Origin of the sequence: Bremerella cremea (genome assembly GCF_039541315.1) — a bacterium.
GTDB lineage: Bacteria > Planctomycetota > Planctomycetia > Pirellulales > Pirellulaceae > Bremerella > Bremerella cremea.
On sequence record NZ_BAABFZ010000005.1, the window covers coordinates 253028 to 266943 of the forward strand.

Here is a 13916-nt window from a genome sequence, read left to right on the forward strand (position 1 = left end):
ACTAGTTGGATGTCAGGAGCAGTTCCCCTTCTTTGGGGAAGTAAGGCGTTCCGGTTTTCCCGTCGTGCGCGTCCCATCGCATGTATTTGCGAATGACCTGAGCCTCTTCCGATTCGGGCCAGAACGCAAGGATGTGAATCAAATGCTCGCGGGCCTGCGCCGGATCTGGCTGAAAAGCGGTCGCGGCACTGGCTCCCCAGTCACCACACTGCAGCCCCGCCAGCATCCAGTGCGATCGGAGCGACATCTTCAGCTTCGACGCTTCACTGAACTCGGCGATCTCTTGATAACGCTGCACTGCAGCCGGAAAGTCCTTTCGCACCAGCAGCGCGTAGTCCGCCTCGACTTCTGCCTGTAACAAGCGATCGTTCAAGCTTCGCCGCGCATCGTAGGCCTTGCTCAAATAGGCGATCGCTTTCTGCATTTGGGTCCGCGCCGCGTTGACGTCCCCTTCTTCTTCCTGAGTCTTGGCCAGGTTGTAGTTGGCGCTGGCCAGCAGGGCAAAGGTGAAGCCATTCGCTTTCGGATCGTTTGCCATCGGCGTCAGCAGGTCGGTTGCCATATTGAGGTTCTTCACCCGCAACTGCGGATCGACCGAGATGTCGACCGACTTCTCGATCATATCCATTGCGGAGACCAATTCCGCTTGCTGCTTGGGTGGCAGTTGGCCGAGAATGCCAGGCCAGAAATCCCGCAGGTCGGTCCCCTGCTCACTTCCAGCAGCCTTCGCCAACTGAGCAATCGCGGCGTCTTGTGGTTGCGTTTGCGAGATCGCTTTCAGGTACGAAGCGATCAAGATGTCGTCTTTACCACTCGCCGAAAACGACGCAACCGGCTTCGGCGAATTTGGCACATAGACTTCCGACTGAACGTCTTCCAACTCGCGATTCGCCCGCAGGTCACCAACAATCAAAATGTCGGCTCGCAGGCGAAGGCAGAGTGCTTGCGGCCAGTGGGCGGGATCGACCGGCCCCGCCTTGAGCCGCAGAAACTCTTGCTCGATCTGCCGGCTGGAAATCGCTTTGATGTTCGGCAAGCGTCCCAGCGAATAGCGAAGCTGCGTGGCGAACCGCACGCCTGGGTCTTCGTGATAGAAGGTCATCGCGTTCCACGGCACGTGCGGCATCACCGCGACGCGAAGCGATTTCTCAGGGCCAAACTTCTCGCTGGCGATCTGCCTGGCGGCATGGATATCTTCTTCAGTGATCGCCCCCACGAAGGTGAAGTCGGCCCGCGGACGTCGCGCGGCATCGGCCACTTTCTGTTTAATCTGCGAGAATGACAGATCCAGCATCAAGCCGCCAGTCCGCGAAGTCATCTGGCCCATGAAGTTTCGGGTTTTGTCGACGACTGCCGTAAACGCGTCGAGTTCTTCCGAGCGGCTTTCGCAAAGCAGCCCATGCACGTTGATCCCTCGCTGATTGGCCAGATTCACCAACGCGTCCGTTTCGTACCAGCGGCGAGACTGCGTGGTCGCTTCTTCAAATGAAGAATCGTACGGGGGCGCATCGGTGATCAACATTAGCCAACGGGTCGCCTTCGGATCGTCCGACCATTTCAAGTCTTGAATCGTCTTGAACAATGCCAGATCGACCGCCTCTGGAAAATAAGGACGCCCAGACTGAGGCTGCAGTGAGGCGATCATCTTCCCAACGCTATTGTCGTCGGCCGAGAACCCTTGAGAGATCCCCACCAACGGTTTATTGCTTTGACCACTATCGGCGAACGAGATCACAGCGACTTCGACTTTGGCACCGCTGGCTCGCTTCAAGTCGGCGATGACTTGTGGGATCTTCTCGCGAATTCCTGGCAGCTGGTGCGCCATGCTCTCGGTGGTATCGACCAGAAAGGCAACCTGAATCGCAGGCGTCTCTGGCCGGATCGCGTCGAGAAAGCTTCCCTGGAAGATACCCATGCTCTTCGCTTCGGGAGCCGTGCGAACGTTGAAAATCGAATCGAGGGCGGCGGCGGCAGTCGGCTGATTCTCTTGAGCCTGAAGGGTGGAAACCACCCAGCCATTCACAATTAGTACGCAACCCAACAGTCCAGCGATCGATAATCGAGAGCGTCGAAACGATTCAATGAGACGCACGTTACGTACCTCGTGTTGCTTAACGTGGCAAAATTGGCTGGCCTTGGTTTCGCCGGTCATTGTAAACTGCCTCACGTGGGCCTGGGAACGGTTAATCCGAAAGTGCATCATGTTACGACTCCTCCAAGCAAATCTGATCGCCTTGCTGGTGGTTATCGCTACGAACCCCCTGGCGGTTGCCCAAGAAATCTTGCCGGCGGAAAGTATTTTGCCCGGCCAAGCCGATCGGCCGAAGTTTTCGCCCGAGATGCTTCCCGCCGAGTCGGTCGTGCCCGGCCTGCCGGTGAAATCGAACTCGCCACAGCCGATGCCGGAGGAAGGCCCCTCACCTAGCGATGCGAATGCGCTGCCGGGTGAAGACCAGCTTCCCAACGTGAAAACGGTGCAACAGGTAATCTTGCCAGAAGATCCTCCGTGGCTGCGGCTGAACTTGGATGGCCCCACCGCGCCGGTCCAGTCGGTAGCCTTCTCGCAGGATGGGCAACATTTGCTGGCAGGCGGTAACGATAAAATGCTTCATAGCTGGCTCGCCGCGCCGGCCATGGCAGGTCAGGCCCCACGCTGGATTTATGAAAATCCGATTCGCTGGCAAGTTCAACGGGCAACGCGCGGCGACATTCATGCGCTCGCCGCACTTGATGGCAAGCTCGCCTTCGCGGGAATCGGCGCCTCGGCATTAACGGGCGAAATCGTTCTGGCCGATCAAGGACGCATGGCGTTCGAGCGGACCTTGTTCGATGTTCAAAAAGGCCCTCGCTCGCAGATTCTCGACCTGGCGGCTACATCGACCGGGCTCTTTTCGCTCGACTCGGAAGGAAACGTGCAGTACTGGTCCGCCGATCCAACGACCGGCAAATGGTCGTTCCGCCCTGGGACCTCGCCGAAACCGGCCGTGCCGTTCGACGCCGCTCAGCTTCGTTCGTGGCGACTTCGCGGCAGTCGCGTCGCTTCTACCGACGATCGCACGCTGTACTTCCCGGTGTTGGTACGCGATGACCGCGGCATCCCCTTTTGGCGAATCGCTCAGTGGAAAACGGATGGCCCGAACGCCGCTCTTTTACCGCAACTAACGCACGCGTTCCCTGGCGGAATCGGAGCAATGGCATGCAGCCGAGACGGCCAACGGATCGTCGCGGCCGATATCAGCGACGCCGGCATGCTTCTGCTGGCTGACCTTGGCCAACCCCAAAGTACGCTGGCCATTCCCGCGGCTGCCAATGTACGTGACGTGACTATGTCGGCGGATGGCACGAAGGTAGCAGCGGTCGTCGCGCGTTCATCCCAAGGACCATTCGAGCTGCGGATCTGGTCGTGGCCGGCCGGCCAAAAGCCTGCCCCGGTGGCGACGCTTCCTTTATCGACGATTGCCACAGGCTGTGCCATGCGAAGAGATGGCCGCTTGCTGGCAGTCACGCAGGAATCGAGTCTCGTTGTCTATGACTTGAACGACTTGACGAAACCCGTTCGATTGACGACTCCGATCGTCACCCCTTCCCAAGTCGCGTTCACCCTCGCTGCCGACTATCAATTACTGATCGATCAATCCGCCACGGGAAATAGACCTGGCAGTTCGACCATTCTGTTCGATACCGCCAGGCGTCGTTATTCCACCGTTGATCAGCGGCCGGCGGTGGTCCCTTCAAATCCCTGGCACGGGAAATGGTCACTTGCCCAAAGATCGGTCGACCGAGGTACGCGTCTCGTCTACGACCTCACCCAAGATGGCAAGCCGTACGCCACCATTCCCGAAACCATCTTGAACGGCTCGCGCGTCGTTTCAGTCTGCTGGCTGGCGATGGGGGAAGACCGCGAGGCTCCGACCCATATTGCCGTCGGTACGGTCGGTCGCAACCATGCCTATCTGCTCGATATTCGCAATCCCGATAGGATCGCGGTCGTGCGTGAGTATCGCGGACATGCGTCGGCGATTCGTTCGATTGGCGTTTCTGCCGATCAGAAGTACCTGGCAACTGGCAGCGACGATGGCCTGGTGAATATTTGGAAGCTAACCGAAGCTCAGCCATCGACGTCGTTGCAGAACCAGTGGGGTGCCAATTTCCAGCAGATAGGCGAGCAGTTGGTCGTGGCCGACATCATCCCGGATAGTCCGCTTTATTATCGCGGGGTCCGCAACGGCGATGTCATTCAATCGGTCGCCATCCGTGAGGACGCCAATCCCGACGCACCGCTAGACGATCAGGCCGCCAGTGAGAAGGTGATCGCTGACGTGGCCTTGCTCGAGAAAATCATGCGCGAGACCCACGGCGATACGATGCTTCGCTTCCAGATCGTTCGCAACGGTGCCCATCAGAAACCGTTCTACCTTCACCCGGCCTGGCAGCCGCTTGCTTCGCTGGTAGCTACCAACGATCGCGAGTGGGCCTACTGGACGCCTTACGGTTATTACGATGCCTCGTTCAATGGGCACAAGATGTTCGGCTGGCAGATCAACCGTGGCATCGATCAGGCGCCTGATTTCTTCCTGGCCGCGGAACTGAAGCAACAACTCGAAAAGCCGCGTGTGATGGAGAAGCTGTTGAAAGCCGGCAGCCTGAGCGAAGCGATGCGCGTGGCAAAGATGAACGTTCCTTTCAATCTGCACAATCGACTAGAGGCTCTCGCGTCGCTGAGGCCTCAGATCACAATCAACTCCCCCACGGCAGAAAGTGACCTGGCGGGCGGCGAAGTGATCGTCGAAGCCACGATCGAGGTGCCCGCCGGTTCGCAACTGCTGACGCCGAAAGTCTTCGCCAACGGAGTTCCGGCAGTGGAAACGTTGGATCATGAAGTCGGGCCCGGTCCAGCGCAGGCGAAACAACATAAACTGCGCTGGCGTGTCGCGTTACCTCCTGACCCGCGCGTGCGTTTGGAAGTCATTGCCGCAACGGCCGATGGAATCACCGCGAATCAGTCGCTGATGGTGGCTCAGTCGACACCTGAACGAGTCATTCCGCCTCGCATCTTCGTGATCGCGGCTGGCGTGAGCCAATATGCGGACCAGCAGATTCCACAGCTCGACTTTGCGGCTCAGAACGCCAAAGCGTTTACGTCCGCTATCGAGAAGCACGCGCAGCATTCGAATGTCGAAGCGATCGTGTTGACCGATTCCAACGTCACGCAGCCGCTCTGGAACGTTGCCGCCGATACCATCTGGCAGCAACTGGCCGAGTCGGCTCGGCCGCAAGACGTGGTGCTGTTTTTTCTGTCGGGGCATGGCATCCGCGATGTCGAGTCGCAGCGATACTTCTTCCTGACGAGCGATAGCCAGTTCAACGATGTCGCTGGAAGGCGGTACGAACGTTGCCTTTCATCAGGAGACTTCCAACGGTATTTCGCCGGAATCCCATGCCGCAAGGTCGCGATCCTCGACACCTGCCACAGTGGTGCGATCCAGCCTTTGCGGCAAGACGATTTGAAGGTGATGCTGCGAGCCCTGGAAGAAGACGTTGTCTTCACGATCACGGCGAGCGAAGGGAATGAAGAAGCCTTCGAATCGAGCGATCGGCAATTGGGGCGATTCACGGCCCGGCTTGTCGAAGCGATCTCTGGCGGCGCCGACCAGGCGCAATATGCGGGCAATGGCGACGGCCAGATCAGCCTTCGTGAAGTGGCCGCGTACGTTCAGGCCACCGTCACTCAGGACGCAGCCGCCGCCGGGCAATCGCAGCACCCGACCATCTTTCCCCGCGACCTGTTTCCACTGATCGACGTCCCACTTTCCCACAGCGAGACAAAGTAGCTTGCTCACCTCAAGGACTCGTGGCCGGTTCGTTCTCTTCACGACACCTTGTTTATCGTGGTTTCGCCCGAACCTGGTACCGCCAGGGGGCGTCTACTCGGAAACGTATCGACACACTGTTTCGACAATCCTGTTTCACACTCGGTTAAGGAGTACGCCATGTCGTGTGACTGGAAGCAATTTTTGCAGCGAGAACTTGCCCTACTCAGCGATCCCCTCGAATCGGCTTCGATTGGACCAGGTCTGAGTCCGGCCTTGTCTACCAGCAGCTTCCGCAAGCAACGACATAATCCGGTGCAATCGCCACCACCCTGGCTTTGTCGCCGCATGAAACGTCCCGCCCAGCGCGGCGGACCGCGGGTCTAGTCGGCGTCAATCGCGGTTTTGCAGACACGCGATCACAATCCGAATTTCCTCGTAAGAAACGTCCCCACCCAGATGCTCGTGGATGGGGCGTAGCGCACGCGGACCGCACTCGTGCACGGCGTCTTCAATACGTCGTGCCGTGGCGCCAGTTACCCACGCGGTCGGATCTTCCAGCTTCTGTTCGCGGACGAACTGCTCCAAGTAGCCCTGCACCGTCGAATTCGCTCGGCCAATGATCGAAGCGACTTCGTCGACTGTCTTGCCTTTGGCGAACAGGGTAAAAGCATCCTTCAAAGCCGGGGCCTGATTCTTAGGAGGTTCGCGTCGAGGGGCCGCGATCACTTCCGTCTCCATCGCGTCGACTTCCAGGCCTTCTTGCTGACAATAGCTTTGGATGTGCTGCGTGAAGTCGGCTCCATAGTCGACGCACTTCTTTTCGCCCACCCCTTTGATCAAGCGGAAGCTTTCCAGGTTGGAGGGGCGATGGCGAGCCATCTCGCGGAGGGCACTGTCGCCGAAGACGATATAGGCCGGAATACCTGCTTCCTCGGCTTTCTCGCGTCGCAAAGATCGCAGCGACTCGAACAAGCCGCGATCGACCCCTTCCCAGTCGTCGCCGCGACGCTGCTTGCGTGGTCGATCGTCTCGTTCGCCGTCTGGCTTAGTCAGCTTCGGGATGACTTCGCCACGAAGAAGTTCGCGTCCGCTGGCGGTCAACTTCAAGACATTGAACTCGCCGGTTTTGCTGAGGAATCGCTGTCCTACCAGTTGTTCGATCCAGGTACGCACCGCGCGGATGCTTTGATCTTGAAGCAGCCCATAGGTACTGAGATCGTCGTGCCCGAGTTCCAAAATCCGTTTATCTTTCGAGCCGCACAGCACTTTCGCGTTATGATCCGCGCCGAAGCGTTCGCCGGTACGGATGATGCACGATAAGATCTTCTGCCCGAGTATCAAACTGTCTTCGACCAGATCGACCGTGCCGAGGCAAACGTCGCATGCCTCGCATTCTTCCTCTTCCAATTCTTGCCCGAAATAGCTGACCAGCATCCGGTGGCGGCATTCAGTACCGATGCAGAAATGATCCAGTGCTTCCAGCGAACTGAAGGCGGCCTGCTGCGCGGTATCAGGCAAGTCGCCGAGCATTCGTTTCCAGGTCACCAGGTCGCCGCTGGAATAAAGCAGCACACATTCCGCCTCCAAGCCATCTCGGCCAGCTCGACCACTCTCCTGCTGATAGCTTTCCAGGCTCTTGGGCATGCCGGCATGCACCACGTAGCGGACGTTTGACTTATCGATCCCCATCCCAAACGCCACCGTCGCCACAATGACGTCAACGCGTTCCTGGATGAAATCGTCTTGATGGGACTGTCGTTGTTCGTCGCTTAGCCCAGCATGATATGGCAACGCCTTAATGCCGCTTTCGTTGAGTTGCTCCGCAATCGATTCAACATCCGCGCGGCGAATACAATAGACCACGCCCGACTCGTTGGGATGGCGAGCGACCACTTCGCGGATCTGCTCGAAGCGGTCTTTACGACGTTCGACCCGATAGACCAGGTTTGGTCGATCGAACGAGCCGACCAGAAACTCAGGTCGGACCAGGCCAAGCTGGGAAGCGATATCGTCACGAACGCGCTCGGTTGCTGTGGCGGTATAGGCGTGGATGCCAACGCCTGGAAAGCGATCTTTCAGCATCCGCATCATGCGATACTCAGGGCGGAAGTCGTGCCCCCATTCGCTGATACAGTGCGATTCGTCAATCGCGAAGAAAGAGACATCAACGCTCGCCAGAAAGTCGAGCGTTCGATCGGAAAGCAACCGTTCCGGAGCGAGGTAAAGCAGTTTGGTCTCGCCACTGCGAATATCGGCGGCGATCGCCCTTCGCCCTGCTGGACTGACGGTGCTGTTGATGCATGCCGCCTTGATACCGCACGCATTGAGGGCATCGACCTGATCTTTCATCAACGAGATCAACGGCGAGGCGATCACGGCCAGGCCTGGTTTGCAGAGGGCGGGTACCTGGTAGCAAAGCGATTTACCGCCACCGGTCGGCATAACGACCACCGAATCGCGATCGTCGAGCACCGACTGCATCGCCTCTTGCTGCAAAGGACGGAAGTGGCCATAGCCCCAATACTGCTGCATCGTCGCCAGCAAATTCTCGCTGGTTACCGGCGAAGAAGAATCCATGGGGGCAGCCTAGTCCTATCGTTACGTCGACCTCGAACCTCGCCCTGGCATATCCGCTGCAATGCCGCTGGCAAGGCCGTTCAGTGTAGAGATGTCCACGCAAAGTGACAACCGCTTACCCTTTTTGGCGGTTGCCTTGAGAACCTTGGCGTCAGGCTTTAAAACGCTTAGTTTGGCTGAACTTTGCGGCGATAGGCGGTTGGCGAAAGCCCCGTTTTTTTGCGGAACGTGGCGCTCATGTACTCGACGTGCTCGAACCCGGCCCGATCGGCGATGTCACCAATGCTGAGGTCGGTATCGTGCAGAAGCTGACGCACCTTGTCGAGGCGTTGATGGACGATCGCTTCGTGCGGGGTCTGCCCGGTGATCTGCTTGAAGCGGTATTCGAGAATTCGACGGGTACTGTCGACCGCCTTCAGAACGTCACCCACATTGATTCCATCGCAGGCATGCTCGCGAATGAACTGCATCGCCATACCCACCAGCGGATCTTCGGTCGCCAACACATCGGTCGATCGCCGCGTGGCGACACCCAGCGGTGGAATCAACTTCTTATGATGCTGCGGTGATTGCCCCTTCATCATTTGATCGAGCAACTTGGCCGCCTCAAAACCGGTGCGGCGACTGTCAGGAATCACGCTCGACAAAGGTGGCGAGCAAAGGTCGCACAGCAGTCGATCGTTGTCGACGCCAATCACCGCGACTTGACGCGGAACGTCGATTTCGAGTTCTCGGCACGCTTCCAGCAGCAGTTGCCCACGGATATCGAAACAAGCCATGATGCCAATGGGCTGCGGCAATCGTTCGATCCAGCGGTCGAGCTTCTGGACATTCTTCGGCGTCGAGTTCTTTCCATCTTCGCCGGTCGGCATATCGAGCACATGGCAACCATGACCATGCTCGGCCAACGCTTCTACGAAATACTTTTCGCGAAGCTTGCTCCACGCAAACGAAGAGTCACCGCAGAAGGCGAAGTTCGAGAAGCCACGCTGTAAAAGATGTTCGACCGCCATCTGGGCGATCGCCTGGTCGTCCGTTTCGACCCAAGGCAACTCTGGCAACAACCGCGCCGCGCTGACGTCAACAATCGGAATATCGAGCGGTTTCAAAGCAGCGGCGATCTCGGGGTTCTCGACCCGGGCAATGATGCCGTCACCTTTCCACTGCTTTAACCACTTGGGTGGCTTGGCTCCGCGTCCTTGCTCCGGAAGAAAGATCGACCAACGCTGGTACTCTTCCATATAACGCACGACTCCGTCCAAGAGCCCACGTGCGTACTCGTTGGAGGTCTCGATCAATAACGCGACCTCTTTGCGAGGTTGGATCATGGTCGTCCTCTGGGTTGTAAATCAAAGTGCGGACAATTATGAAAAGGGGACGGAGACTCATTATGATAGCCAATTTACGGCGGAGAATCCCCCTCCTGTGTGAAATACCTCTTATAGAGTGCAAGTTTTCTCATGGCTATTCACGAGAAGATTTGTACTCTAAGAATCATAAGCTTCTGTCTATCACCTCGTCTTCCTACCCCCACCAGGTACCAAAATGAGCGAAAGAACCATTAACGTTGCGATGATCGGTTTGGGATTCGGAGCAGAGTTCATTCCGATTTACCAGGCTCACCCCAACGCAAACGTCATCGCCATTTGCCGCCGCGACGAAGCTTCCTTGCAGAAGACCGGCGACATGTTCGGAATCGAAAAGCGATACACCGATTACGACGACGTGCTGGCCGACCCAGACGTCGACTTTGTGCATATCAATTCGCCGATTCCGGATCATGCCTGGATGTCGCTGCGTGCTCTCGACGCCGGCAAGCACGTGATGTGTACCGTTCCGATGGCCACCACGATTGACGAATGCCGTCAGATTGTCGAGAAGGTCGCCGAAACCGGCTTGAAATACATGATGGCCGAAACGGTCGTCTACAGCCGCGAATACCTCTATATCAAGCAGTTGTACGAATCGGGCGAACTGGGCAAGGTTCAGTACATGCAGGCCTCGCATCCGCAAGACATGCAAGGGTGGCCAGAATATTGGGAACGCATGATCCCAATGCATTACGCCACCCACGTCGTCAGCCCCGTTCTCGGTCTGGTGGATGGACTGGCCGAGTACGTGAGCTGCTTCGGATCTGGTTCGATTAACAACGAACTGGCCAAGAAGTCGGGCAATCCATACGCCGTCGAATCTTGCCATATCAAGATCAAAGACAGCGACACGGCTGCCCACATCTGGCGATTCCTGTTTGACACCGCTCGTCAGTATCGCGAAAGCTTCGATGTCTATGGCACGAAGAAGAGCTTCGAGTGGTCGCTGGTGGAAGGAGAACCGCACGTTCTGCACACCGCGAAACTGCCAGAGCACGAAATCGCCTCGCACGTCGAGATCCCCGATTTCGCTCACCTGCTGCCAGAACCAATCCAGAAGTTCACCCAGTCAATTGAAGACGCCGGGCATCTCTCGTTCATCCAGGGTGGCGGCCATGGTGGCTCGCACCCTCACCTGGTGCACGAAATGATCAGCTCGCTGCTGGAAGACCGCGACCCACTACCCAACGCCGTGACTTCAGCCAACTGGACCTGCGTTGGCATTTGTGCCCACGAGTCGACCATGAAGGGTGGCGAACTGGTTCGTTTGCCAGAGTTCACCCTGCAGAAACCGCAAGCTCGCAAGACGGTCGGTGCTTCGTAAGCGAAGCATTCAACCTCGAACGATTCGTTCCAACGGAATGGGAAGACCTGCCTCGGTTATCCCGTTCCGTTTTTTTATGCGCCGATACCAGGCTTCGAAATGCAAGACGCTCGGGATGCCAGAACCTGGCGCGCCGAGCGTCCAAACTTGGGATGGGGTACCGAACCGAGTTCGGTCCTTGGGTGCCGGAAGGCCATTCGGCCTACAGGGCTTTGCCGATCACGATTGCTTGCCGCTTGTAGCATTCGCTACGACGCATGAACTTGGCCTTGGCGGGTTGGCTTGTGGTCAAGTCGGCCAGGTGGCGATACTTCGCACAGAGGGCCTGTTTCACAGCAACTTTGTTTTCGATCTCGGTCTTTTTCGTCATATAGAACGATGCCTCAAGGGACATATGGATGGATTCACGCGAATCCGAACCGGCTGATTCTACCTCCAGGGTGCCCTGATTACCTATCCCTGTTTGCCTGTCAGGAACCAAATTCGGGAAGTCCCAGAAAACTGCTTCTTTTCCGCGCGATTTTGGACATTCGTCCCTTGGCAATCGCCCCTGGTTTAAGCGATATAGAAAGGAGTGATTCCACGCAAACCTTTCCCCCTTTCAGAGATCCTATGACGGCTGCAGCAGGCTCGAATGTCACACTGATCGGTATGCCAGGCTCCGGCAAAAGCACCATCGGAGTCGTGCTGGCCAAACGCATGAACCTGCAGTTCGTCGATACCGACCTGATTATTCAAACGACGCAACAGCGGACCCTTCAGCAGATCATGGATGCCGACGGGTTCGATAAGTTCTGCCAGATCGAAGAATCGGCCGTGCTGACGTTGGACGTCGATCACCATGTGATCGCGACCGGGGGCAGTGTTTGCTATGGTTCGGAAGGGATGGCCCACCTTAAGTCACTCGGCAAAGTGGTCTTCCTGAAGACCAGCCTGCAAACGCTGGAGAAGCGTCTGTCGAACATGGCGACCCGTGGCATCGCCCTGAAACCAGGCCAGACGCTCGAGGGACTCTTCCACGAACGCAACGCACTCTATACCCAATACGCCGACCTCACCATCGATTGCGATGGGCTGAACGTCGAACGAATCAGCGAGCAAATCGAGGCAGGCCTCGCCCCCCCTTCCCCTTAGGCGGTTTACGCTTGCTCTTCACTTTTCATGCTTGACAGCGCGCCTGGATCGTACTGATCGCGAAGTGTATCTACGCTGCACCAACCGCGTAACCCTTTCTGTCACAGTACCTTAGGACATCACCCATTTCTATCCGGGTACTGATCCGGCAGGCCAATCGCTGTTAAGGCGTGATGAAGTGCGCCGGGGGAACTCTCAATTAAGTCAGCGCAAAATGTCATCGGCGTGGCCTGGTCGTTTTCGGATAATAGAGTCCGAACATGCCTATTATTCGCCCGTTTCCATCGGGCAGATATCGCTGCTTGATCGTGATGGATAACGAACCTCACCGAACCATTGCTGGCCCTGATTCGCCGCTGAAATTCAACCGTGAATTCCGCCCCTGACACCGACTCGAATCCTTCTCGCTGGCGCGTCATTTTGACGGCGGCCGCGGCTGGTTTTCTGACCTACTTCGCGATGTACGCCTTTCGCAAGCCGTTCACCGCGGCTCAATATTCAGGCGAAAGCTTGTGGGGAAGCGGCGTCGAGTTGAAGACGTCGTTCGTCATCGCCCAGATTGTCGGGTATGCGATCTCGAAGTATCTGGGGATCGACCTTTGCACCCGAATCCCTGATCGTTTTCGCGCGGTCGCCTTGATCGGCCTGATCGGGATCGCGGAACTTGCCCTGGTTTTATTCGCCGTCGTACCGGTTCCCTGGAAGGTACTCGCGATTTTTCTCAACGGCTTACCGCTGGGCATGGTCTGGGGGCTCGTGGTTCGTTACCTGGAAGGTCGCCGCGCGAGCGATCTGCTGTTGGCTTGCCTTTGCTGCTCGTTCATTGTTTCCAGCGGCGTGGTGAAAGATGTCGGTCGCAGCTGGATCGATTCGGGCGTTGATCCTTACTGGATGCCGGCCGTCACCGGCCTTTGCTTCGTGCCAATGTTCTTGATCGCCCTGGCGATGCTGGCCTGGTTGCCTGCCCCAGATGCGTCCGATATCAAGGCCCGGTCGAAGCGCGGTGAAATGAGCACGACTGACCGCTGGCAATTTGTTCGCAGCCAATGGAACACGCTGTGGCCGCTGCTATTGTTCTATACCGGCCTGACCGCCTACCGCGATTTCCGCGACAACTATTCGGTCGAGATCCTCAATAACCTTGGCTATGCCGAAGCGCCGGCAATCTTCTCGCGGATGGAACTTCCAGTCGCGTTGGTCGTGACCTTGGGCCTGGGAATGTTGATTCTGGTGCAAAACCACCGTCACGGATTGCTGGCGATTTATGGTTCGATGCTGGCAGGCATGCTGCTGGTCGGTATCTCGACGGCGCTGGTTTTTTCCGGGGCGGTCTCTGGCCTGACCTGGATGATCCTGGTTGGTGTCGGCAGCTATCTGGCCTACGTTCCATTCAATGCGGTGCTCTTCGAGCGGCTGGTTGCCCTGCGGGGAACTGGCAGTGCCGTCTTTGGCATCTATCTGGCCGATGCTCTGGGCTATACCGGAAGCATCGGCGTGCAACTTTATAAAGATCTGGGAGCCGACTCGATCGATCGATTGACCTTCTTCCAGAACTATTCGCTGATCCTGGCCGTCGCAGGCTTCTGCTGCCTTTTGATCAGCGGTTCAGCAATCTTGATCGGCAACTGGCAAGACTCCGCCGTGACGATTGCTCCACCCCAGCCCGCGGCCGACGCGGCTTCTTCCTAGCAGTGAAAC

The 13916-nt window shown here is 57.4% G+C and carries 9 protein-coding genes; 5 read left to right on the forward strand and 4 right to left on the reverse strand.

The window, feature by feature from the left end; all coding sequences use genetic code 11:
- Position 1: 1 nt before the first annotated feature.
- Positions 2–2011: a VWA domain-containing protein gene (locus tag ABD890_RS18095; protein ID WP_345092956.1), complete on the reverse strand. Its 2010-nt coding sequence runs from the start codon at positions 2009–2011 to the stop codon at positions 2–4.
- Between the two features lie 190 nt (positions 2012–2201).
- On the opposite strand from ABD890_RS18095, the gene ABD890_RS18100 reads away from it, so the two are divergent.
- Both ABD890_RS18100 and ABD890_RS18105 read left to right on the forward strand, forming a co-directional pair.
- Complete coding sequence (locus ABD890_RS18100; RefSeq protein WP_345092959.1) at positions 2202–5831, forward strand: caspase family protein; 3630 nt, start codon at positions 2202–2204, stop codon at positions 5829–5831.
- A 159-nt stretch (positions 5832–5990) separates the two neighbouring features.
- Entirely contained in the window at positions 5991–6197 is a 207-nt protein-coding gene (locus ABD890_RS18105) for a hypothetical protein (RefSeq protein ID WP_345092962.1), read from the forward strand.
- Positions 6198–6203: 6 nt separating this feature from the next.
- Here the strand turns inward: ABD890_RS18105 and recQ are convergent, their stop codons facing one another.
- Positions 6204–8390, reverse strand: a complete 2187-nt coding sequence (gene recQ, locus ABD890_RS18110) for a DNA helicase RecQ (protein WP_345092965.1) — start codon at positions 8388–8390, stop codon at positions 6204–6206.
- Positions 8391–8557: 167 nt separating this feature from the next.
- Positions 8558–9718, reverse strand: a complete 1161-nt coding sequence (locus ABD890_RS18115) for an AraC family transcriptional regulator (protein WP_345092968.1) — start codon at positions 9716–9718, stop codon at positions 8558–8560.
- A 217-nt stretch (positions 9719–9935) separates the two neighbouring features.
- Between ABD890_RS18115 and ABD890_RS18120 the strand changes: the two genes are divergently transcribed.
- A complete protein-coding gene (locus ABD890_RS18120) occupies positions 9936–11084 on the forward strand; it encodes a Gfo/Idh/MocA family protein (protein WP_345092971.1) in 1149 nt (382 codons plus the stop codon).
- 202 nt (positions 11085–11286) lie between these two features.
- Here the strand turns inward: ABD890_RS18120 and ABD890_RS18125 are convergent, their stop codons facing one another.
- A complete protein-coding gene (locus ABD890_RS18125) occupies positions 11287–11478 on the reverse strand; it encodes a hypothetical protein (protein WP_345092974.1) in 192 nt (63 codons plus the stop codon).
- A gap of 218 nt (positions 11479–11696) precedes the next feature.
- Here ABD890_RS18125 and ABD890_RS18130 point away from each other — a divergent pair, with 218 nt between their 5' ends.
- Together ABD890_RS18130 and ABD890_RS18135 are read left to right on the forward strand one after the other, a co-directional pair.
- Positions 11697–12218, forward strand: a complete 522-nt coding sequence (locus ABD890_RS18130) for a shikimate kinase (RefSeq protein ID WP_345092977.1) — start codon at positions 11697–11699, stop codon at positions 12216–12218.
- Positions 12219–12587: 369 nt separating this feature from the next.
- Positions 12588–13907 (forward strand): DUF5690 family protein, encoded by a 1320-nt coding sequence (locus ABD890_RS18135; RefSeq protein ID WP_345092979.1) that lies wholly within the window; start codon positions 12588–12590, stop codon positions 13905–13907.
- Positions 13908–13916: the final 9 nt, after the last annotated feature.